The sequence below is a fragment of the Pseudomonas sp. ok266 genome, from assembly GCF_900110195.1.
Lineage (GTDB): Bacteria > Pseudomonadota > Gammaproteobacteria > Pseudomonadales > Pseudomonadaceae > Aquipseudomonas > Aquipseudomonas neuropathica.
Map to the genome: position 1 here is coordinate 1 of NZ_FOCU01000015.1, position 21888 is coordinate 21888.

Consider the following 21888-nt stretch of genomic DNA (forward strand, 5'->3'; position numbering starts at 1 on the left):
CCGCGCTGGGCATGAAACCGCCGGCATCTGTCTATCGCCCGTCGATACGCGCTTATCCCGGTTACTTGCCTGCGCTTGAATACGGTTCCGATGTTGAAGTACGTAAGGTTCGGTCAAATGGGGAAATTAAATGGAAAGGACAGCTGATTTTTCTAGGAGAGGCTCTAATTGGAGAGGACATCGCGTTGAAGGAAGTGGCTGGTGACGCTTGGGAACTGTACCTTTGCAGCCACTGTTTAGGCAGGCTTGAAAGAGGCGCCAAACGCGTTTCAAGCCTGTAAAGGTGTAAACGATGTCCCCGGTCTAATTTGTAAAGGATGTACCGGTCTCTACAGTGAGGGTAGCTTTTAGGCTCTTAAAGTTGCACCACCGCTCCGGGCACCAACGGCAATTCCAGGCTGGCAATAAACCCACCCTGCGGATGATTGGCCAGCGTCAAACTCCCACCATGCCGCTCCGCCGCCCTTCGCGCAATCGCCAGGCCCAAACCGTGTCCCGCCGCCGTCTGTCCCGGCGCCCGGTAAAACGGCTCGCCCAACTGGCTCAAATGTTCAGCCTGCACCCCCGGCCCATGGTCGCGCACGCTCACGATGATTTTTTCACCCTGACGTGAAGCCTGCATTTCAATCGGCTGACCTTCCGGGTTGAAGCGCTGGGCGTTGCGCAGCAGGTTATCGACGGCGCGCTCGATCATGGTCGGCCAGCCTTTCAGATTCAACTGCGGTTCGGCATCCAGACGCACGATCTGCTCGGGCGATCCCAGTTTTGCGTCCTTCTGCAAGAGGCCGAGCAACGCATTCAGATCCACCTCTTCAGCACTGGCGTTGTCGGCATCGACCCGCGCCAATACCAGAATTTCACTGATCAACGCTTCCAGCCGATCACACTCGCGCGTCAGGCGTGGCCAGAGTTTCTCGCGTTCTTCAGGGTTGGCGCGTTCGGCCAGGGCCAGGGCGATACGCAGCCGCGCCAACGGTGAGCGCAATTCGTGGGAAACGTCGCGCAACAGCTGTCGCTGGCTGCCAATCAGGCTTTGCAGGCGCGCGCCCATGCGGTTGAAATCGTTGGCCAGCACGCCAAATTCGTCGCGGCGGTTGGCCAGTTTCGCCAAGCTGTTCTGCTGATAAGTGGTCTGCCCGAGATCATGCACCGCGCCGCGCAAACGGCTGAGCGGGCGGGTGATGGAGAAGGTCACCAGCAGACTGAAAAGGGTCAGCACCACCAGCGCAATCCCCAGCGCACTCAATGGCCAAAGCAGGCTTTCGCGGTGCCAAGAGTCGAGTTCCGGATGCGGGATGCGGTAGATGAACAGGTAGGTGTCACCGGTTTTTTCGCTGGTGAATTCATCGGTCAGACGTCGCCATGGCAGACGCCGGTCATCATTGTTCTGGCGGGCTTCGAACGCGGCTGCGCGGCGCGGGAAGGTGCCGCGAACCACCGGGTCGCCGGATTCGTTCAGCACCTGAACATCGATGTGATATTGGCGTTTGCGCTGTTCGAGGATGTCCTGGGCAGCTTCCTCGCCCTGGGCTTCGTAGGTTTGTGTCCATTCGCCGGCGAGGGTGTTGAGGCCCGGATGGCGACTGAGGATCCACGCGTCCTGGTTGAGCATGTGCCCGAGCAGAATGGACAGCCCGGCCACCAGAGCGATGGCCAGCCAGAAGCTCGCGAGAATACGCCAGAACAATGAACGCACAGAAAATCCTCAAAGCAATGCAAAACCCATGTGGGAGCGAGCTTGCTCGCGAAAGCGGTGTGTCAGTCAACATTTCTTCGTCTGATACACCGCATTCGCGAGCAAGCTCGCTCCCACAGTTGAACGGGTGAAAACAGACCCGACGGGGTGAGCCGTCGGGCCTGAAGTTAGAGCATTATTGCGCCTTTTGCGCCTGTTGCGCTTTCCACGCCTTGAACTCGGCCCATTCGGCGCGACGCTCGGCCTGTTTTTTCTGGATCTCGTCGAATTTCTTCTGTTGATCCGGTTTCAACACGGCGCGAACATCCGTCTCGGCTTTCTTGTGGTTGGCGGCCATCTCGTCCTTCATGGCTTTCTGGTCAGCCGGCGAGAGTTTTTCCAGATACTTGTCGACCACTTGCTTACGCTCGTGCATCTGCTCGCCCATGATCTTACGGATCTGTTCGCGCTGTTCGCGGGACAGGTCGAGTTGGCTGTACGGGCCTTTGCCGTGCATGCCGTGCATCTGACCGCCGTGGCGTGGGCCGTCGAGCGGGCCACCCATCGGGCCATCGTCTTGCGGCATGGCCATGGCGACGGTTGGCAGAGCGGCAGCGAACATCAGAGCGATAAGAGTCTTGCGCATGGTGTATCTCCTTGTCTCGTTCCCGGTACGTTCCGGATGAGTTCAGATTACGGAGATCAAGGTCAGCGGCGGTCAGCACTGCGTAAAGCTTCGGTAAAGACACTCGAGCGCTGACCTGACAAACACACCCTGCAGGAGTGAGCCTGCTCGCGATAACGGTGTATCGGGCAAGAACATGTCGACTGACACACTGCTATCGCGAGCAGGCCCACTCCTACAAGGGGGAGCCTCAGAGGCTGTAGTAGTAACCGCGGCTGCGCAGCGCGACGATGCGTGGGCGGCCGTCGGGATGCGGACCTATCTTCTTGCGCAGGTTGCTGACGTGCATGTCGAGGCTGCGGTCGTACAGGGTCAGCTTGCGGCCGAGGGCGATCTGCGCCAGTTCCTGTTTGTCCAGCGGCTCGCCGGGTTGCTTGAGCAGGGCTTCGAGCAGACGGCTTTCGGAAACGGTGAGGGTCAGTTCTTTCTCGTCGATGCTGACCACGCCGCGCACCGGACTGAAACTCAGATCGCCCAGCTCAAGCTGCGTCGAGACTGCCGCCGGGTGGCTGCGGCGCAGTACGGCGCGCAGGCGAGCGGTCAGTTCTCGTGGGTCGCAGGGTTTGGCCAGATAATCGTCGGCGCCCAGTTCCAGACCGAGGATGCGATCCAGCGGCTCACCCCGGGCCGAAAGCATCAGCACCGGCAGATCGGCGTGGTCGTTGCGCAGTTGCTTGAGCAGTTCCAGACCGCTGCCATCGGGCAGCATCACATCCAGCACCACCGCCGCCGGGGCCGTTTCGGCCAACGCCTTGCGCGCACTCTGGCCATCGTGGCAGGCGCGCACATGGAAGCCTTCCTGGCTCAGCCAGCTACTCAGGAGTTCGCATAACTCCTGGTCATCATCAATCAGTAACAGCTCGCTCATGACTCACTCAATTTAGCCATTGCCGACGTTTTCGGCTTGCTCCACTGGCAAAGATACCGCAGAGCAGCGCCAATAGCGCTACTCCGGCGCCCGTGACGAACCATTGCTGCTGATCAGTCAGCAGACGCGGCAGCGGGCTGGCCTGGGCTTCCTTGAGTTGCAGCTTGAGACGCTGGTTCTCCTGGCGCAACCGGGCGAGCTGGGCGCTTTCGCGGGTATTGTCGGCATTTTGCAGTTGTTTGCTCAGTTCTTCCCGTTGCTGCTCGCTGGCCTTGAGGCGCTGCTGCAACTCGGTGATCTGGCTGCCGGCGCTTAACGACAATGGCGTGGAACTGCCGCCTTCGGTGGTTTCCTCACCATGGGCGGGTGCCATGATCGACAACGTGACCAACATCAGACACAACGGACCCTTGCGCATCGCGACACCTGTTTCCAAATGGATATTGGGCAGGTTGTCGGCAGGCAAACGAGAATAATGAGCGATTGAGAGCAGCAAGAACCAGGAAGGTTCATTGCATGAGGCAGTGTCGCGAGTGATGAGGGGTAAATCCCCTCATCACCGGACGTTTAAGGCAGGACTTGCTTGAACGGCTTGACGACCACGTTGGCGTAGACACCCGCGGCGATGTACGGATCAGCATCGGCCCATGCCTGCGCAGCGCTCAGCGAGTCGAATTCGGCGACGATCAGGCTGCCGGTGAAACCCGCAGCGCCCGGATCATTGCTGTCGACGGCCGGGTGCGGGCCGGCCAGTACGATGCGGCCTTCGCCCTTGAGCGCTTGCAGGCGTTCCAGATGCGCAGGGCGCGCGGCCAGGCGTGCTTCCAGCGAGTTGGCGACGTCGGTGGCAATGATGGCGTAGAGCATGTCAGTCCTCGGTTTTTGGTGTTGTTGTGGTATCGGCATCGTGCAGATGACGCGACAGGTAAATGCCCTGTGCGACCAGGAATACCAAGGTCATGCCCAGGCTGCCGAACACCTTGAAGTCCACCCAGTAGCTCTGGAAGGTGAAGGCGACGAACAGGTTGGCAGCGCCGCAGAACAGGAAAAAGCCGATCCAGGCGATGTTCAGGCGGGTCCAGACCGGATCCGGAAGGGTCAGTGCGTGGCCCATGATGCGTTTGATCAGCAGGCGGTCACCGATGAAGTGGCTGCCGATGAAGGCGACGGCGAACAGCCAGTTGACCACCGGGGCTTTCCACTTGAGGAAGGTCTCGCTGTGGAAGGCCAGCGTCAGGCTGCCGAACACCAGGCAGGCAATCAGGGTCAGCCATTGGCTCTTTTCCAGCTTGCGCTGTTTGATGAACAACGCGCCGTACACCACCAGGGAACTGATGATCAGCATCGCCGTGGCGCTGTAAATACCGCCTACAGTCACTTCATGGCCAGCGATGTCGACGACCCGTGGATCAAGTTTGTAAACGATGAAGAACAGCAGAAGCGGGATGAAATCGATGAATTGTTTCACAGTGAGAGCCAGAAGCTGGATGTGGCGGCATAATAACAAACATATGGGCGCGCGATAGCGCCAGCTGATTTGAGGTTACAACTCCCCGTGAATGTTGATTTGCACTGCCATAGCACGGCCTCCGATGGCGCCCTCGCGCCTGCGGTTCTGGTTGCGCGTGCGTTCGAGAACGGCGTGCGAGTCCTGGCGTTGACTGACCACGACACCCTCGAAGGCCTCGCCGAAGCGCGCACGGCCGCCAACGAATTGGGCATGCAACTGGTCAACGGCGTCGAATTGTCCTGCACCTGGGGCGGCGCGACGATTCATGTGTTGGGCTACGGTTTTGATGTCAATGCCACACCGTTGGTCGAAGCGATTGCCAGATTGCACGATGGCCGCTGGCTGCGGTCGGAAGAAATAAGCCGCAAGCTCGCCCTCAAGGGCATGCCCGGTGCCCTCGAAGGTGCCCGGCAGGTCCAGCAGGAACTGGGTGACAGTGGCAACGCCCCGGCCCGTCCGCATTTCGCCGACTGGATGGTGCGTGAAGGTTTTGTAAAGGATCGCGCCGAGGCATTCCGCAAATGGCTCGGCGCCGGCAAGCTGGGTGATGTCAAGTTGCACTGGCCGACGCTGGAAGACACCGTTGGCACACTGCGTGCCGCCGGGGCCTGGGTCAGCCTCGCGCATCCGTGGCACTACGATTTCACCCGCAGCAAGCGCCGGAAGCTGATTGCCGACTATATTCAAGCAGGCGGGCATGCGATCGAGGTGGTCAATGGCCATCAGCCTGCGGAACAGGTCGGCAGCCTGGCAATCCTTGCCCGTGAGTTCGGTCTGCTGGTCAGCGCCGGCAGTGACTTCCATGGCCCTGGCGGCTGGTCAGAGATCGGCCAGTACCGGCCGGTTCCCGAGGACCTTCCACCCCTGTGGTGTCGGTTCAAACATGACACAGATATTGCCGCCGTCTGAACAGGTAGAAAATGTGAGTCAATTTTTCCAGATACATCCGGAAAACCCACAAGCGCGCCTGATAAAACAGGCGGTCGAAATCATCCGCAAAGGCGGGGTGGTGGTTTATCCCACGGATTCTTCCTACGCCATCGGCTGCCAGATCGGCGACAAGACCGCCATCGAGCGCGTGCGCCGTTTGCGTCAACTCGATGAAAAGCACAACTTCGCGCTGATCTGCAGCGACCTGTCGCAACTGGGCAACTACGCGAAGATCGACACCGGCACCTTCCGCATTCTCAAGGCGCATCTGCCGGGGCCTTACACCTTTATTCTCAACGCCACCCGCGAAGTGCCGCGTCTGTTGCTGCATCCGAAGAAGCGCACCATCGGTCTGCGTGTGCCCAGCCATCCGATCGCGCTGGCGCTGCTGGCCGAACTCGGCGAGCCGCTGATGAGCGTGACCCTGATCATGCCCGGCGACGAAGACCCGCTCAGCGATCCTTACGAAATGCGCCAACTGCTTGAACACCAAGTGGACTTGATCATCGACGGCGGTTTCGGCGGCATCAAAGCCTCCACCGTGATCGACCTGACCGGCGACGACCCGGAAGTGATCCGCGTTGGTTGCGGCGACCCCGCGCCGTTCATGGTCGAGGCCTGAATGTCCGCAGTGGAAACCGTTGTCGATCCCCAGGCCGGCGCTCAGCAGGAACTGCCGTTCGCCATGGTCTATGGCCAGGCGGTCATGGAAATGCCGCTGGACCTGTACATCCCGCCGGATGCGCTGGAAGTCTTCCTTGAGGCCTTCGAAGGCCCGCTCGACCTGCTGCTGTACCTGATCCGCAAACAGAACATCAACATCCTCGATATCCCGGTGGCGGAAATCACCCGCCAGTACATGGGTTATGTCGAGTTGATGCAGTCGGTGCGTCTGGAGCTGGCCGCCGAGTATCTGGTGATGGCCGCGATGCTCGCCGAGATCAAGTCGCGCATGCTTCTGCCGCGCGCTGAAACCGTCGAAGACGAAGAAGACGACCCGCGTGCCGAACTGATCCGCCGCTTGCAGGAGTACGAGCGTTTCAAGGCGGCCGCCGAAGGCATCGACGGCTTGAGCCGCGTTGGCCGCGATGTGATCGTGCCCAAGCTCGACGCCCCGGAAGCCCGTGCACGCAAGCTGTTGCCGGACGTTGCGCTGGAAGAGATTTTGATGTGCATGGCCGAAGTGCTGCGCCGTGGCGATATGTTTGAAAGCCACCAGGTCAGCCGCGAAGCACTGTCCACCCGCGAGCGCATGAGCGATGTGCTGGAACGGCTCAAGGGCGGCGGTTTTGTGCCGTTCGTCGAGCTGTTCACCGCCGAAGAAGGGCGGCTGGGTGTGGTGGTGACCTTTATGGCGATCCTTGAACTGGTCAAGGAATCCTTGGTCGAGCTGGTGCAGAATGAGCCGTTCGCCGCGATCCACGTGCGAGCCCGAGCCGAATAACGAGTCGAAACATGAACCTGACTGAACCCCGCGAGCTGGCCCCCCTGCTTGAAGCCTTTCTGTTGGCCTCGGGAAAGCCGCAATCCCTTGAGCGCCTGTTTGAACTGTTTGAAGAAGGCGAACGGCCCGAGCCTGCGGTCTTCAAGAAAGCCCTGACCCTGTTGGGCAAGTCCTGCGAGGGCCGTGCTTTCGAGCTCAAGGAAGTCTCATCGGGCTATCGCTTGCAGATCCGCGAAAAGTTTTCGCCGTGGGTCGGCCGCTTGTGGGAAGAGCGCCCGCAGCGTTACTCCCGCGCCTTGCTCGAAACCATCGCGCTGATTGCCTACCGTCAGCCGATCACCCGTGGCGAGATCGAAGACGTGCGTGGCGTGGCGGTGAACAGCAATATCGTCAAGACCTTGCTGGAGCGCGAGTGGATTCGTGTTGTTGGTTACCGCGATGTGCCGGGCAAACCGGCGATGTTTGCCACCACCAAGATGTTTCTCGATCACTTCAACCTGAAGAACCTCGAAGACCTGCCGCCGCTGGCCGAATTGCGCGAAATGGAAACCGACCCGGTGCTCGATTTCGACGACGCTCCGGTGCCGCAGGGTTTGCAGGAGTTGGCCGACGCCAGCGCCGAGCCGGAAGAGGAGAAGGAAGAGACCAGTTTCCATACCTTGCTGCTGGAGCTGGACAGCATGGAGGAGGGGATCAAGACCGACTTCGACGATTTGCTGCGAGATGCGGCGGATGGTGAGGCGGGCGACAGTGACGCGCCGACGACCGAGCCTGAAACCGAAGTCGCTGAGCCAGCGATTGAAGTTGAACTTGAAGCCGAGCCAGAAGCCGAACCGGAAGAGGACATTCTTGGCGTCGCCGAAGCCCGCGAAAAGCTGTTGGCCGCCGTCGCCGCGCTCGAACAACCCGCGCCAGAACCCGAGCTGAGCGAAGAAGAAGCCGAAGCCCGCGCCTTGGCCGAAGCCATCGAAGCCGAACGCCGCGAGTTCGAAGACTGAGTGAAATCCGGAGAACAATGACGGCCCCTGTGGGAGCGAGCTTGCTCGCGAAAGCGGAGTGTCATTCAAAGAAGATGTATCTGACATGCCGCCTTCGCGAGCAAGTCGAATCGTCGCACCGTCGCTCCCACAGGGTTTAGCGTAAGCCAGGAGATGCTGATGAGTTCCACCAAAGACCCGTGCATCAGCCTCTGCAAATTCACCGACGACATCTGTCTCGGCTGCGGTCGCAGCAAGCGCGAAATCAAAGCCTGGAAGAAACTCGACAAGGACGACAAGCGCAGCGTACTGGCCGAAGCCGCGCTACGCCTGATCAAACTCGGTGGCGCCGGTCGGCGGAAAAAGAAATAACTGTCGATCGATCAGCTAGTCTCTGATGCGCGATGGCGCACATCCGCGTATGATTCGCGACCCTCCGCCGATCCCTTCGGCCGAGAACCCAGATTTCAATGCTTCAGGCGCCGCCTGAACAGACCACACCGGGAGGTGCCCAGATGAGCGACATCATTCAGAAAGACGACCAGGAAATCGGCCCAGCAGGCGAAAAGCTGCAGAAAGTCCTCGCCCGTATCGGCGTCGGCTCGCGCCGTGACGTGGAATCCTGGATCAGCCAGGGCCGGATCAAGGTCAATGGCAAAGACGCCACCCTCGGTCTGCGCGTCGACATGCACGACGCCATCACCATTGATGGCAAGGTGATCAAGCGCGAAGAAGCGGCCGAATCGGTCCGCCGCGTGATCATGTACAACAAACCCGATGGCGAGATCTGCACCCGTGACGACCCTGAAGGCCGTCCGACCGTGTTCGACAAGCTGCCGCGTCCGAAGGAAGGTCGCTGGATCAACATCGGTCGTCTCGACATCAACACCACCGGTCTGCTGATGTTCACCACCGACGGTGAGCTGGCCAACCGTCTGATGCACCCGTCCTACGAGATGGACCGCGAGTACGCCGTGCGCGTACGCGGTGAAGTCGACGACGAGATGATCGAGCGCCTGAAGGCCGGCGTCGTGCTGGAAGACGGCCCGGCGAAGTTCACCGACATCAAGCAGGCACCGGGCGGTGAAGGCTTCAACCACTGGTATCACTGCGTGGTGATGGAAGGCCGTAACCGTGAGGTTCGTCGTCTGTGGGAATCGCAGGGTCTGGTGGTCAGCCGTCTGAAGCGCGTGCGTTTCGGTCCGGTGTTCCTCAACTCCGACCTGCCGATGGGGCGCTGGCGCGAAATGAGCCAGTACGAAGTCGACATCCTCAGTGCTGAAGTCGGCCTGACGCCGGTAGCGATGCCGCAACTGAACGCCAAGAGCAAAGACAAGCTTGAGCGTATGCAGCGCAAATCGTCGCGCCCGATGGGCAAGACCGAGCGCGTACGCACCCTGCGTCCAGCCGCTGGCGCGCCGACCGGCCCACGCCCGAGCCGTGAGCCGCAGATCGAAGGCGAGCGCCCAGGTCGCAAGCCAGTTGTCGCCCGTGACGGCGAGCGCGCTCCGCGTCCGGCCAACGGTCGCACTGAACGTGGCGAGCGTGGTGCTCCGAGCGGTCGTGGCACGCCTGTGGCGGATCGTCCAGCGGACACCACCAACAAGCGCCCGGCCAAACCTGCGCCGAAGCGTCCGGGGATCAAGCTGGTTGACGGTGACAAACCGTCGGGCAAGCGTCGTGGCGCACCGGCCGGTTCCGGTCAGCGTCCGGGGTTTGGTCGCAAGAAGCCGGAATAAGGCAGCTGCGAGCTTCTAGCGGCAAGCTTCAGGCTAAAGCAAAAACGCCAACCTCAGGGTTGGCGTTTTTTTTCGTCTGATGAAAGGTATGTAGCGCCTGGCAGGGCCTCTTCGCGAGCAAGCTCGCTCCCACATTGGACCTGTGTCGTACACAAATCCCCTGTGGGAGCGAGCTTGCTCGCGAAAGGGCCGGTAGCTTCAATAAAGAAATCTTGGGGCTAGAACACAAAGCGTCCATCAAACACAGGTTTATCATCCAGCGCCAAAACACCGCCCGAGAAGATCAGGTCCAGGTGATGGCTGCCCTTGGCCCCGCCGCCCAATCCGAGATGCAAGCCACAATGCCGCTCCTCAAACCCGGCATTACGCGCATACAAATCCTTCACGCCTTCATTGGTGCCAATCCCCAACTCCTCAATCCGCCTGTTCGACGGATTGGCGTCCAGATACTTGTTGAAATCATGCTCCAGCCCCGGCACCTCCGTGGCGATGCGGCTGATAGTCGAATTCTCGATCCATAGTTCCAACGGCGATTCCAGTACGCCGTATTTGCGCGCAAACGGGATGGTGCTGAGGAACGTGCCCTTGAATTTCACATGGCCATTGATGGCTTCGCTGTGCGTGGCGATTTCGCCGGGGGCCAGGTCGAAGTTGCCGATGCCGTTGATATCGGTCCACTTCTTGATGCTGCTCAGCGGCGTTTCAAACCATGAGCCGTCATCGTCTTTGAAACTCAGCGTGGTCGCCTGGGACATACGCTGGATCAGGTGACTGTTCAGGCCAGCAATCCGCTGCGGCGTGACGCTGAAGGTGTCATAGAAATAATCGCCATAATCCTTGAACAGCAGCGACTTCTTCCAGTTCTCCGCCATCACCGCTTGCAGCGCGCGGACGAATTCCGGGCCGTCGGGGCGTGGGTTGGGCAAGGTGGAAGAGTCGTAGAAGAAAATGTACAGATCGCTGTCGGTGATTGCCGAGGTCAGCGTTGCAGTGCTGTCCAGGTCCAGACGTCGGCTGCTGAACTGGAAACGAGGATGATCGCCTGCCTGTTCGGCGATCGCGCCGGTCAGCGCTTCGTAATCAGCCGTGTGGCCGAGCAATACCTTCGCCGAGTCGAGGCCGGCAAGGGCGGGGTGGTGTTCGAGGTAGTAAAGGAAATGCGAGATCGCGCGGGGCTTTTCCATGAATCCTCCCTGACTGACCGTGTAGAAAGCGGCAGGCACGACCGGCCGGATCGTGCCTGCCCGGAGATGTCTTACAGAGGCCACATCGCCGTGCCGAACGGAACTACCGCGTCGGCTTGCATCATTTCTACAGCCGCCTCGTGGGTCGGTGCTTCAAACCATTCGTCCAGTTGCAGTTCGGTATCCAAGTCTTTTTCCAGTGCTTGCATGGTCGATCTCCTAGATGACATTCACGGTTGTGACTGGCCGGTCGAGGTGGCCGGCAAGACGTGAAGAACCTAGTTCAGGGTTTTTTGTAATGCAAAAAATTATTCATTTAATTTTTAAATAGACTTTTTATTCTGTTTTTCGGCGGCAGTTTTCTTATTTGAAAACAAAAAACTAAACGGCACGTTTCATTAGCAAGCTAGCTACCGTCAATTTGCAGACGTCTGACAGATATTTCTGAAATGGAAACTCTGCGTTACGCATCGTAAAGAAATGTTTACAAAAAAGCCGGTAAAACCGAGGGAAACCAACCCGTCATGATCGCTGTAAGGAAAAGCTGCCGAAGCCTGCTCCGCCGCGGGCCGGACAAGGCTCTGGCGCGCTTGTTTCAGCGCCGTTTGCAGGGTGAGATGCGCCTCATGCCTGTCGTGCAGGTGCATAACAAGAAGGAGGCGCAATGAACGCCGTGACTGATCTCCATCTCTCTCCGTGGGACGATTTTTTCCTCGTCCACGCCGATGGCCTGCAAAGGCCTGACTCAATTTTTGCAGCCGCTCGAGTGACTCGAGGCGGACACACGCAATCCCGGCAACCGCCACGCTGATCCAGCGGGGTCTGGCAGCAGGGGGTTAGCGGTGTACAATGCGCCGCGTTTTAACTGTGACCCTCTGCGTAATCGCGCAAATCTCAAGGCTATCCGCCTTGTTCACTCCGTGGCGCCACAAGCGTTTCGGGTTCGATTTCGTCACAGATAAAAACAAACAGGTGACGCATGACCGTTGTAAATAAGCTGAACTCCTGGTGCCTGCGCTGGGGTTTGATCGGGGCTGCCTGAAATCGCAACCTTGCAGCAACGTCTACTGAACACCATCAAACCTTGCGTGAGACCTTTTTCATGAGTGGACAACCCTCGCAATCAGGCGAGCTGAAACGCGGCCTGAAAAATCGCCATATTCAACTGATCGCCCTCGGTGGCGCGATCGGTACCGGATTGTTCCTCGGCTCGGCCGGGGTACTGAAATCCGCCGGCCCGTCGATGATCCTCGGCTACGCCATTTGCGGCTTCATCGCCTTCATGATCATGCGCCAGTTGGGCGAGATGATTGTCGAAGAGCCGGTGGCCGGTTCCTTCAGCCATTTCGCGCACAAGTATTGGGGCGGCTTTGCCGGGTTCCTGTCCGGTTGGAACTGCTGGATCCTGTACATTCTGGTGGGCATGTCGGAGCTGACCGCGGTCGGCAAATACATTCACTATTGGGCGCCGGATATCCCGACCTGGGTTTCTGCAGCGGCTTTCTTCGTGCTGATCAACGCGATCAACCTGGCCAACGTCAAAGTCTTCGGTGAGGCGGAGTTCTGGTTCGCGATCATCAAGGTCGTCGCGATCGTCGGCATGATTGCGCTGGGTAGCTACCTGCTGGTCAGCGGCAACGGCGGCCCGCAAGCCTCGGTGAGCAATCTGTGGTCGCACGGTGGTTTCTTCCCGAACGGTGTGAGCGGTCTGGTGATGGCCATGGCGATCATCATGTTCTCCTTCGGCGGTCTGGAAATGCTCGGTTTCACCGCCGCTGAAGCGGACAAGCCGAAAACCGTGATCCCGAAAGCGATCAATCAGGTGATCTACCGAATCCTGATTTTCTACATCGGTGCACTGGTGATCCTGCTGTCGCTGACGCCATGGGACAGCTTGTTGGAAACCCTTAACGCGTCTGGCGATTCGTACAGCGGCAGCCCGTTCGTGCAAGTGTTCTCGATGCTCGGCAGCAACACCGCCGCGCACATCCTCAACTTCGTGGTCCTGACCGCTGCGTTGTCGGTGTATAACAGCGGCACCTATTGCAACAGCCGTATGCTGCTGGGCATGGCCGAGCAGGGTGATGCGCCGAAAGCGCTGGCGAAAATCGACAAGCGCGGTGTGCCGGTGCGTTCGATTCTGGCTTCGGCGGCAGTGACGCTGGTGGCTGTGCTGCTCAACTACCTGATTCCACAACACGCGCTGGAACTGCTGATGTCGCTGGTGGTTGCGACGCTGGTGATCAACTGGGCGATGATCAGCTTCTCGCACTTCAAGTTCCGCCAGCACATGAACAAGACCAAACAGACGCCGCTGTTCAAGGCGTTGTGGTATCCGTACGGTAACTACATCTGCCTGGCATTCGTCGCCTTCATCCTCGGCGTGATGCTGTTGATCCCGGGCATTCAGATCTCGGTGTATGCGATTCCGGTGTGGGTCGTGTTCATGTGGGTCTGCTACGTGATCAAGAACAAGCGCGGCGCGCAGCAGGCCGTGCACGCGGCAGGTGCTGCCAAGTAAGCGCTGATGCAGAAAAACAAAACCCGGCCTGAGTGCCGGGTTTTTTTATGGCTGAAAATGTTGGAGCGCTATTGGTAGTCGGCGAGAGGATAGTCCCTGCACAGGGTTTCGACCTCTGAGCGAAACTGCGCGAGGAGCAGGGGTTCCAGTGTGTAATCCTGTTCGCCGAGCGGCGCTACCGTATTCAGAACCCGCACTATCAAATCGACGATCTGGCGGCTGCCGTGGACATCGACCCGGCGTTGCGCCAGAGCGCCCGTGCCGATGCGCAGTCCGCTCGTCACCAGTGTCGAGCGGTGATCGCCGGGAACGCGATGGCGATTGACGATGATCCCGCAGTGACCCAGTGCCGCCTCCGCGATAGCGCCCGTGATGTCGCCACGCAAGCGAACCAGTACCGTATGGTTTTCACTGCAGCCGCCAACCACTTCGTAATCCTGTGCCTGGAAGGCGCGGGCCATTTCATCCGCAGTACTGCGGATCTGCGCCATGCAGACGTCGAATTCTGCCGACATGGCGTAACCCAGCGCGGCAGCCTTCGCAGCGATCATGTTGGCAGCGAGCGCACCCTGCATTCGCGGGTAAACGGCTTCATCCAGCAGGCGACTGAAGGTGGTTCTCAAGCCGGGAATCTTGGTGTTCGCATCAGCACCGCTGAGGATCACGCCACCCCGAGGCCCGGCGAGTTGCTTGTGCGTGCAGGTGACGGTGACATGTGCGGCGTCGATCGGACCTGGATGCCGACCGGTGGCCACAAGCCCGGCGATATGCGAAATGTCGGCGAGCAGGATGGCCCCGGCTTCATCGGCAATTTCGCGAAACCGCGTGAAGTCGACTACGCGTGAATAGGCGGTGGCGCCGCAGAGGATGACGCGTGGGCGATGGGCGAGCGCCAGCAGGCGCACTTTGTCGTAATCAATAAGACCGTCGGATGTCGTGCCGTACTGGATCGCCTTGTAGTAGGCGCCCGAAAACGCCGCGAGGCTGCCATGGGTGAGATGACCACCGTGCTCCACCGCCATACCCAACAGGGTATCGCCAGGCTCCATCAAGGCCGTAAGGACTTGGTATATGGCGTTCGACGCTGAGTGTGGTTGCACGTTGGCGTATTGCGCGCCGAACAGTTGCCGCGCTCGGCGGATGGCCAGCGACTCGACCAGTTCGACGTTCTCGCACCCTGCACTGTGGCGCTTGCCGGACATGCCCTCTGCCGTCACGTTGACCAGCACGGAAGCGCAGGCCGCCAAGGTTCGCGGCTGAACTGCGCAGGAGGAGGAGACCAGTGAAAGCGTGTGCTGTTGACGCGTGATTTCCGCGTCGAGAATGGCCGCCAGTTCGGCATCTTCTGCGCGAAGATCCGTCAGGCCACGACGCAACATGTCAGCCTGGTTCTTGAGCGGTTCAGTAATGACTGCCATTGCTTGATTCCTTCCCTGGTTTTGCGAGATTTGCGCATGTCCTTGCTTGCCGGATCTGTACAGGCGAATCCGTGTTTTGACCGCTGTGCGCGCAAAACTAAACCCTGTACAGGCCCCCGTTTTTTTCGTCCTTTCACTCTCGAGAATGGGACGCCGGATTGACGCATCATAAATTTTTCAGTGAGGAACGCCACAGAATTAATCAAAAAAATGAACATTCTTCAAAGAAAATGATTCTTTTTGTAGTCGTGTCGGGTGTAAAACAGGCATTGCCCGGAGCCGATTTTCAGGCCTTGGGTGGAAGTCGAAAGGAACTGACCATTCATTACCGAGGCTGAAATGACCCCGCACGTTGGCGGAAGCAGCCTGTGAAAGCTGACTTTTTATACCGAACCCAGGGAGGGAGAATGCTATGATCCTGCGCGGCACTGACAGGGATATAACTGCAATTTCCTACCTCACTTGTGTATGTCCGGAATGATCATTCGGGACGTGACATTGATTGCAGTTAAAAATGGATGATAAGCATGTGATGCACAGAAGAGAAAGATCGGAGAATCTGAAGAACAACATCAAATACCTGATAAAGAGTCGCGGGGAGACGCAGTTGTCCTTGTGTCACTCCAGTGGTTTGACGCGTACCACCATCTACAACATCCTTGAAGGCAAAGTGGTCAATGTACAGCAGTCCACTGTACGTAAGATTTCTGATTTTTTCGGCGTGTCTTACGAGGAAATAGAAACGATTGATTTTGAAGAGAAGGAAATAATCGAAAGCAGTATTTCGCCACAGGGGAATATGAATCCGGCGGCGGTTCCGGTGATTAAAGAAAGTCTGCTGCTGCAAAGCCTGGATAAGAGAATTGGTGAGTTGGCGACGATTTATCCATTGACTTACTATTTTGGCGCTTCTTTTAATCTGATTGGTGTGCTGCTGGAAAACGAAATCAGCGGTCTGCATGAACCCGGTGAACTGTTGATCGTGCAGAAAGGAGCATCTACCAGCGACAGGGAAAAACTGGTGTATGACAAAATCACAGCGAAGTTATCTATAAGCCATGAAGGCAGCTTTGATGCGGATCGTGTATGCGTGATCGGAGATGTAATCGAGGAACGATTTAATGGATTGCAGTGTTGAAATGGAAAACAGCAAGTACAAATTGCTGGGGTTCGAAAATGGAAAAAGCCTGGCCGTTATCATGGTCATCGCGACAGGCAAGATAATTAAAATAAAACTGAGTGAAGTGTTGAATAGTGAGATTATGGATAATCTGAATAAAATCGAAGTGAAAAACCTCTACAAGAAGTTCTACTCCCAGGGTGGGGCGCTGACGGCATACGAAATCAATGATCGTCATGAAAGTTCGTGGATGATTTACATCATCCTGAACCTGATGCTGTTCACGCTTTATATTTTCACCAGCATTGCGGCGACCAAGCCGATCTACCTGGATTACTTTGACATTGTCGTAACCCCGGGAACCTTTCTTTACCCGCTGACCTTTCTGATCGTTGACTTGTTGAACGAGACCTTTGGTCTGCGGCTGGCGCGCCGGGCAATTCTCTTTGCGTTCATCAGCAATGCGGCGATTATCATTCTATTGGCGATCACCACCCATTTGCCGGGGTTGCCGGGGTGGAAGCTCGATGGACCTTACAATGACGTGATCAGTCAATTGTCTTCTGTTCTGGTAGCGTCTTCGATATCGTTTCTGGTGTCCGAAAACATAAACTCGTATCTGTTGTGCAAGATCAAGGAACTGACCAACTCCAGATTCCTGTTTTTGCGAGTATTCTTGAGTACATTGTTTGCAGTGATCATCGACAGCTTTCTGTTCTGTTACATCGCATTCTATGGAACGATGGAGAACAGTGCGATCTTGAGCATGATCTATGTGCAGATCGCGATCAAAGTGGGTTTTGCTTTCTTTAATATCATGCCCGCTTATGGGGCGCGGTCGCTGTTCAAGAAGTATCTGACGGGAAGCCAGGTTTGATCGAATAGCAGAAGCGCTCGCTTGGACTGTCCCAGGCGAGCGTTTTTTTGTGTCTTATTTTAGTTTGAGTTTCAATTTCAAACTGTTGGTTACCTGCTCTTTGTTCTCCAGGAACTCGTTGAGGCCTTTCGCGCGAAGATTGCACGCGTCACAGTCGCCGCATCCGCTTCCAGCTATACCGTTGTAGCAGGTCAGCGTCTGATGACGAATCAGGTCCAGTTGATTGTGGTAATCAGCCAGTGCCCAGGTTTCGGCTTTGTTCAGCCACATCAGTGGCGTTTCCAGACGTAACTTGTAATCCATGCCCAGTTCAAGCGCGTTGTTCAACGCCTTGACGAACTCATCGCGGCAATCCGGGTAACCCGAGAAGTCGGTTTCGCAAACACCGGTAATGACTGTTCGGGCTTGAACCTGATACGCATAGATAGACGCGAGGGTCAAAAACAGAATGTTTCTTCCCGGTACGAAAGTGCTCGGCAGACTTTCTCCGGAGCTGTTGACGGTCGGCACGGGAATGTTGTCGCGGGTCAGGCTGCTGATCGCCAGTTCATTCAGCAGAGAGACATCCATTACCTTGTGAACGGTCACGCCAAGCTGTTTGCAAAGTTGCTGGGCAACTTCAATTTCCGCGTGGTGACGCTGACCATAATCAAAGGTAATGCAGTGGACTTCATCATAGTGGGTCAGCGCATGGATCAGGCAGGTCGTAGAGTCCTGGCCACCACTGAAAACGATAACTGCCTTGTTGCTCATAAGTTTGCTTCCTGCATAAACGGGTAAATTTAAAGGTCGCAATGGTAACTCGAAATGATGCTCGATATAAGTGCGCTGGAAGTTGCGCCCGCAGGCCGCAGGTCGCTTTGCAGCTAATCGCGGTATCCTGTGCACTCTGATTACGGACGCTTTTCCATGCTGGTGATTTCCAACAACGTGCATCTTCCCGATGCCGAGATCGAACTGACCGCCATCCGCGCGCAAGGCGCCGGTGGGCAGAACGTCAACAAGGTTTCCAGTGCGATGCACCTGCGCTTCGACATTCCGGCCTCGTCCTTGCCCGAGTTTTACAAGGAGCGACTACTGGCGTTGCGCGACAGTCGCATCACCAGCGATGGCGTGTTGATCATCAAGGCCCAGCAATACCGCACGCAGGAAGCCAACCGCGCCGATGCGCTTGAGCGTCTGGTCGAGCTGATCCTCAGCGCCACCAAAGTCGAAAAGAAACGCCGCCCCACCAAGCCGACCCTCGGCTCGAAGAAGCGCCGGCTTGAATCGAAAACCAAGCGCGGCAGCATCAAGGCCGGGCGCGGCAAAGTGGACTTCTAGTCTTCGCGGTACTTGGCCGTGTGCTTGTACAGATAGACGCTCAAGGCCAATCCGCTCAATGCAGCGAGAGCGGCGAACAGGAAGATCGAAGCAAAGCCGAAGCCTGCCGCAATCGCCCCGGCCAATGGCCCGGTGATCCCCAGCGACAAATCAATGAACAGTGAATAAGCACCGACCGCTGCGCCACGGCTTGAAGCCGGCACCAGATTCACTGCCTCCACACCCAGCGCCGGGAACACCAGCGAGAAACCAAACCCGCTCAGCGCCGCACCGGCCAGCGCCCAATGTGCGTCCGGTGCCAGCCACAACAGCAGCAGGCCCAGTGTCTCCACCGACAGGCAGGCAATCGCCACGCGAAAGCCGCCGAGGCGGTTGATCAGATTGCCGAACAGCAGGCGCGCACCGATGAAGCTGGCACCGAACAGGCTCAGGCACAGCACCGCGTTGTCCCAATGCTGGGTCGCGTAATACAGGGTGATGAAGGTGGCAATAGTGCCGAAGCCGATCGAGCCCAGCGCCAGGCCGCAACCGTGGGGAAACACTTTACCGAGCACATGCATGAACGGCAGGCGTTCACCCGCCACAATCGGTGCGGCGGTTTTCGGCCAGGCCAACGCCAGACCAAGAATCGCCAGCAAGATGATGCTGACGCCCATGCTCCACAATCCCAACTGGCCGACCAGCCACACGCCGAACGGTGCGCCAACTGCCAGTGCGCCATAACTGGCGATGCCGTTCCAGGAAATTACTTTGGCGGTGTTTGCCGCGCCAACCCGGCCAATGCCCCAGCCGATCGAACCAGAACCGACAAGGCTTTCAGCGCTGCCCAGCACCAGGCGACCGATCAACAGACTGATCAAACTGAGCATCGGCAGGTTCGGTGTCCACGCCGAAATCAACATGAACACACCGCTCAAGCCGCACCCGGCCAGGCCAATCATCACAGCGCGTTTGCTGCCTTGGTTGTCGATGATCTTGCCGGCATACGGACGGCTGAGCAGGGTCGCGAGGTATTGCACGCTGATCACCAGACCGGCAATCACCGCGCCAAAGCCCAGATCGCTGTGCACATAGCCCGGCAGCACCGCGAGCGGAATGCCGATGTTCAGGTAACCGATAAAGGTGAAGAGGACGATGGAAACGACTTGCAGCGTGACCGCCAGGGGGCGCTGGGGCTCGGACATAGAGGGCGACATGGGTAACGATCCACGGGAACGGCAGATTAGATAGGCTGCTTATGATACCGGCGTAGAGGCTTCTGAGGCGGGAAAAGTAAAACTATTTGCCGGGAGGCCGCTTCAGGGTTTGGCCGGGGCAACCAGTTGTGTGGTGACCAGCGCCGCGAGGGCATTTTCTTCGCTGCCGAAGCGGGCGAGCAGGGCGGCCTGTTTCTCGGGAGAGAGGCGGTTCCAGATCTCGATCATTTTCTCGGTGGTGCCGATCAGGACGGCAGCTTGGCTTTCGGAGAATTCGTCGGTCATGGCAGGCTCGGGGTTCAGGCAGTGTGGAAAGCGCATGTTAGCGCTTTCCACACGGTCTGTACGACGGGGTCTTACTCTTCGTTGTCGGCCGGGCGGCTCTCAACGGCTTCTTTCTGCTCGGGCTGTTGGGCTCCGGCTTGCTGCGTGGTCGTCTGCTCAGGTACGTGCAGGCTTGGGAAGGGGAGATTAGGAATCTCGTGCATGGTTGCGCTCCTCGCTAAGTCTGTTGATAGATCTGGTAGATCCGCGCTTCTTGAAAGCCTGCGCAGGATACAGCAGGAAAAATGACAATCAGACTTTTAATTCAAATTAATGCGACAGATGGCCGCAGGGGAGGCAAAAACGAAAGGTCACCACAGAACAAATGTAGGAGTGAGCCTGCTCGCGATAGCGGTGTATCAGTCAACTAAAATGCTGGCTGATACACCGCTATCGCGAGCAGGCTCACTCCTACAGGGTATTGCGGTGTTTAGACTATTTGCAGACGCTGGCGATGGCTTCTGCCAGCAAGGCGAGGCGCGTAGCGTCGATGCCGGCGACGTTCGCCCGGCCCGAGTTGACCATGTACACGCTGTGATGCTCACGCAGTTGTTTCACTTGCTCCGGCGACAGCCCGGTGTAAGAGAACATCCCGCGCTGCACGCCAATGTGTGCAAAACGCTCGCGCAGGCCATGCGGCTCCAGCGCTTCAACCAGGCCGCTGCGCAACTGCGCGATACGCAAACGCATGGCTTCCACTTCATCGGCCCAGCGGGCTTTCAGCTCGGGATCAGCGAGGATGGTTGCGACCACCGCAGCACCATGATCTGGCGGTGTCGACCACAAATTGCGGGCGATGTTGGCCAGTTGGCTGCGGATGTCGATGAGCTTGTCGGCGGTTTTCGCGCAGACGATCAGCGCACCGGTGCGGTCGCGGTACAGACCGAAGTTCTTCGAGCAGGAGCTGGTAATCAGCAACTCTGGCACTTCTGCCGCGAACAAGCGGGTCGACCACGCATCCTGTTCCAGACCGTCGCCAAAGCCCTGGTAGGCAAAGTCGATCAGCGGCAGCAGATTGCGGCTGCGCACCACATCGAGCACGCGCTGCCAGTCGTCATGGCTCAAGTCAAAACCGGTCGGGTTGTGGCAGCACGCGTGCAGCAGCACCACATCACCGTTCGGCACTTGGTTGAGCACGGCAAGCATGGCATCGACGTCGAGACGGTTGTCACTGCCCACGTACGGGTAGTGACTGACCTTGACCCCGGCCGTGGCGAAAATGGTTTCGTGGATCGGCCAGGTCGGGTTGCTCAGCCACACGCCCTTGCCCGGCAGGCACTGGGCGATGAAGTCGGCAGCCAGGCGCAGGGCGCCAGTGCCGCCCGGCGTCTGGGTGGCGCCGGCACGTTGTGCGGCGATCAGCTTCGAGTCGGCACCGAGCACCAACTGATTGATGACTTTGCCGAACAGCGGGTTGCCGTGGCCGCCGATGTAGGTTTTGGTGTCCTGGCTTTCGACCAGCCGCGCTTCGGCGATTTTCACCGCCTCCGGGATTGGCGTCAGGCCTTGAGCGTCCTTGTAGACGCCAACGCCCAGGTCGAATTTGCGCGGGTTGGTGTCCTGCGCATACGCCTCCATCAAACCGAGGATCGGGTCGCCGGGTACCCGGCCGATGGCGTCGAAGTGCATTACTTGCGTCCTTCTGCGGTCTTGGCCACTTCGTCAGTGCGCGCAGCCATGATGAAGTCGTTGCGGTGCAGGCCTTTGATCGAATGGCTCCACCAGGTCACGGTGACTTTGCCCCATTCGGTCAGCAGGCCCGGGTGATGACCTTCGGCCTCGGAAATCTCGCCGACCGCGTTGGTGAACGCCAGGGCGTGCTTGAAATTCTTGAACAGGAAAACTTTCTCCAGCTGCATGATGCTGTCGCGGACTTCGATGTTCCAGTCAGGGATCTGCTTGATCAGGATCGGCAGTTCTTCGTCGCTGACTTGTGGCGCATCGGCGCGGCAGGCTTCGCAGTGGGCTTGGTTCAAAGTGGACATGGTGTATTCCTGAATCGAGTGTGTTTTTTTTATTAAAACGTTTGAGCTGTCAATGCCGTCACGCTAAACCAAAGTGGCGGCGACGGACAGGCTCAATTGTCAGCAAAAGTCG

25 protein-coding genes and 1 pseudogene are annotated in these 21888 nt (G+C 58.1%); 11 read left to right on the forward strand and 15 right to left on the reverse strand.

What is annotated here, in order from left to right; genetic code table 11:
- A pseudogene (locus BMY54_RS30755) lies at positions 1-281 on the forward strand (IS481 family transposase); the annotation flags it as partial.
- Positions 282-355: 74 nt separating this feature from the next.
- Here BMY54_RS30755 and BMY54_RS25145 read toward each other — a convergent pair.
- The 6 genes from BMY54_RS25145 to BMY54_RS25170 form a co-directional block, all read right to left on the reverse strand.
- Positions 356-1696, reverse strand: a complete 1341-nt coding sequence (locus tag BMY54_RS25145; protein WP_093439518.1) for a sensor histidine kinase — start codon at positions 1694-1696, stop codon at positions 356-358.
- Between the two features lie 175 nt (positions 1697-1871).
- Positions 1872-2321: a Spy/CpxP family protein refolding chaperone gene (locus BMY54_RS25150; protein WP_093439522.1), complete on the reverse strand. Its 450-nt coding sequence runs from the start codon at positions 2319-2321 to the stop codon at positions 1872-1874.
- A 229-nt stretch (positions 2322-2550) separates the two neighbouring features.
- A complete protein-coding gene (locus BMY54_RS25155) occupies positions 2551-3228 on the reverse strand; it encodes a response regulator transcription factor (protein WP_093439526.1) in 678 nt (225 codons plus the stop codon).
- Between the two features lie 7 nt (positions 3229-3235).
- Positions 3236-3646 (reverse strand): SH3 domain-containing protein, encoded by a 411-nt coding sequence (locus BMY54_RS25160; protein WP_038363742.1) that lies wholly within the window; start codon positions 3644-3646, stop codon positions 3236-3238.
- Between the two features lie 149 nt (positions 3647-3795).
- Positions 3796-4095 (reverse strand): YciI family protein, encoded by a 300-nt coding sequence (locus tag BMY54_RS25165; protein WP_007919677.1) that lies wholly within the window; start codon positions 4093-4095, stop codon positions 3796-3798.
- Position 4096: 1 nt separating this feature from the next.
- Positions 4097-4696: a septation protein A gene (locus BMY54_RS25170; protein WP_093439529.1), complete on the reverse strand. Its 600-nt coding sequence runs from the start codon at positions 4694-4696 to the stop codon at positions 4097-4099.
- Positions 4697-4783: 87 nt separating this feature from the next.
- Here BMY54_RS25170 and BMY54_RS25175 point away from each other — a divergent pair, with 87 nt between their 5' ends.
- The 6 genes from BMY54_RS25175 (at position 4784) to rluB (ending at position 9828) form a co-directional block, all read left to right on the forward strand.
- A complete protein-coding gene (locus BMY54_RS25175; protein ID WP_093439532.1) occupies positions 4784-5647 on the forward strand; it encodes a PHP domain-containing protein in 864 nt (287 codons plus the stop codon).
- A 13-nt stretch (positions 5648-5660) separates the two neighbouring features.
- Positions 5661-6290: an L-threonylcarbamoyladenylate synthase gene (locus BMY54_RS25180; RefSeq protein WP_093440143.1), complete on the forward strand. Its 630-nt coding sequence runs from the start codon at positions 5661-5663 to the stop codon at positions 6288-6290.
- Between the two features lie 123 nt (positions 6291-6413).
- Positions 6414-7112, forward strand: a complete 699-nt coding sequence (locus BMY54_RS25185) for a segregation and condensation protein A (RefSeq protein ID WP_172828192.1) — start codon at positions 6414-6416, stop codon at positions 7110-7112.
- Between the two features lie 11 nt (positions 7113-7123).
- A complete protein-coding gene (gene scpB / locus BMY54_RS25190; protein ID WP_093439535.1) occupies positions 7124-8110 on the forward strand; it encodes an SMC-Scp complex subunit ScpB in 987 nt (328 codons plus the stop codon).
- A gap of 159 nt (positions 8111-8269) precedes the next feature.
- A complete protein-coding gene (locus BMY54_RS25195) occupies positions 8270-8461 on the forward strand; it encodes a DUF1289 domain-containing protein (RefSeq protein ID WP_034153249.1) in 192 nt (63 codons plus the stop codon).
- A gap of 143 nt (positions 8462-8604) precedes the next feature.
- Positions 8605-9828 carry a 23S rRNA pseudouridine(2605) synthase RluB gene (gene rluB / locus BMY54_RS25200; RefSeq protein WP_093439538.1) on the forward strand — a complete coding sequence of 408 codons (1224 nt, stop codon included), beginning with the start codon at positions 8605-8607 and terminating at the stop codon, positions 9826-9828.
- 218 nt (positions 9829-10046) lie between these two features.
- Here the strand turns inward: rluB and BMY54_RS25205 are convergent, their stop codons facing one another.
- Together BMY54_RS25205 and BMY54_RS30685 are read right to left on the reverse strand one after the other, a co-directional pair.
- Entirely contained in the window at positions 10047-11012 is a 966-nt protein-coding gene (locus BMY54_RS25205) for a M29 family metallopeptidase (RefSeq protein WP_093439543.1), read from the reverse strand.
- A 71-nt stretch (positions 11013-11083) separates the two neighbouring features.
- On the reverse strand, positions 11084-11221 hold the full coding sequence (locus BMY54_RS30685) for a hypothetical protein (protein ID WP_003222780.1): 138 nt from the start codon (positions 11219-11221) through the stop codon (positions 11084-11086).
- 893 nt (positions 11222-12114) lie between these two features.
- Between BMY54_RS30685 and BMY54_RS25210 the strand changes: the two genes are divergently transcribed.
- On the forward strand, positions 12115-13533 hold the full coding sequence (locus tag BMY54_RS25210) for an amino acid permease (RefSeq protein WP_093439548.1): 1419 nt from the start codon (positions 12115-12117) through the stop codon (positions 13531-13533).
- Positions 13534-13601: 68 nt separating this feature from the next.
- Here BMY54_RS25210 and glyA read toward each other — a convergent pair whose 3' ends face one another.
- Positions 13602-14951 (reverse strand): serine hydroxymethyltransferase, encoded by a 1350-nt coding sequence (glyA, locus tag BMY54_RS25215; RefSeq protein WP_093439553.1) that lies wholly within the window; start codon positions 14949-14951, stop codon positions 13602-13604.
- A 532-nt stretch (positions 14952-15483) separates the two neighbouring features.
- Between glyA and BMY54_RS25220 the strand changes: the two genes are divergently transcribed.
- The gene (locus tag BMY54_RS25220; RefSeq protein WP_093440146.1) at positions 15484-16089 is read left to right on the forward strand and encodes a helix-turn-helix transcriptional regulator; all 606 of its coding nucleotides are present in this window, start codon (positions 15484-15486) and stop codon (positions 16087-16089) included.
- Positions 16073-16948 (forward strand): queuosine precursor transporter, encoded by an 876-nt coding sequence (locus BMY54_RS25225; protein ID WP_093439557.1) that lies wholly within the window; start codon positions 16073-16075, stop codon positions 16946-16948. The genes BMY54_RS25220 and BMY54_RS25225 overlap by 17 nt, the downstream gene beginning before the upstream one ends.
- Positions 16949-17002: 54 nt before the next feature.
- On the opposite strand, the gene queC is transcribed toward BMY54_RS25225, so the two are convergent.
- A complete protein-coding gene (queC, locus tag BMY54_RS25230) occupies positions 17003-17701 on the reverse strand; it encodes a 7-cyano-7-deazaguanine synthase QueC (RefSeq protein WP_093439561.1) in 699 nt (232 codons plus the stop codon).
- 156 nt (positions 17702-17857) lie between these two features.
- Between queC and arfB the strand changes: the two genes are divergently transcribed.
- The gene (gene arfB, locus BMY54_RS25235) at positions 17858-18271 is read left to right on the forward strand and encodes an alternative ribosome rescue aminoacyl-tRNA hydrolase ArfB (RefSeq protein WP_007920134.1); all 414 of its coding nucleotides are present in this window, start codon (positions 17858-17860) and stop codon (positions 18269-18271) included.
- On the opposite strand, the gene BMY54_RS25240 is transcribed toward arfB, so the two are convergent.
- From BMY54_RS25240 to BMY54_RS25255, 5 genes are all read right to left on the reverse strand, one after another.
- Positions 18268-19455: an MFS transporter gene (locus BMY54_RS25240; protein ID WP_175559663.1), complete on the reverse strand. Its 1188-nt coding sequence runs from the start codon at positions 19453-19455 to the stop codon at positions 18268-18270. The two genes, arfB and BMY54_RS25240, sit on opposite strands and share 4 nt — an antisense overlap.
- A 114-nt stretch (positions 19456-19569) precedes the next feature.
- Entirely contained in the window at positions 19570-19752 is a 183-nt protein-coding gene (locus BMY54_RS25245) for a hypothetical protein (protein ID WP_093440150.1), read from the reverse strand.
- A gap of 71 nt (positions 19753-19823) precedes the next feature.
- Positions 19824-19955 (reverse strand): hypothetical protein, encoded by a 132-nt coding sequence (locus tag BMY54_RS31070; RefSeq protein ID WP_256573958.1) that lies wholly within the window; start codon positions 19953-19955, stop codon positions 19824-19826.
- A gap of 271 nt (positions 19956-20226) precedes the next feature.
- On the reverse strand, positions 20227-21420 hold the full coding sequence (locus tag BMY54_RS25250) for an amino acid aminotransferase (RefSeq protein WP_093439569.1): 1194 nt from the start codon (positions 21418-21420) through the stop codon (positions 20227-20229).
- Positions 21420-21776: a 4a-hydroxytetrahydrobiopterin dehydratase gene (locus BMY54_RS25255; RefSeq protein WP_003222798.1), complete on the reverse strand. Its 357-nt coding sequence runs from the start codon at positions 21774-21776 to the stop codon at positions 21420-21422. The genes BMY54_RS25250 and BMY54_RS25255 overlap by 1 nt, the downstream gene beginning before the upstream one ends.
- Positions 21777-21888: the final 112 nt, after the last annotated feature.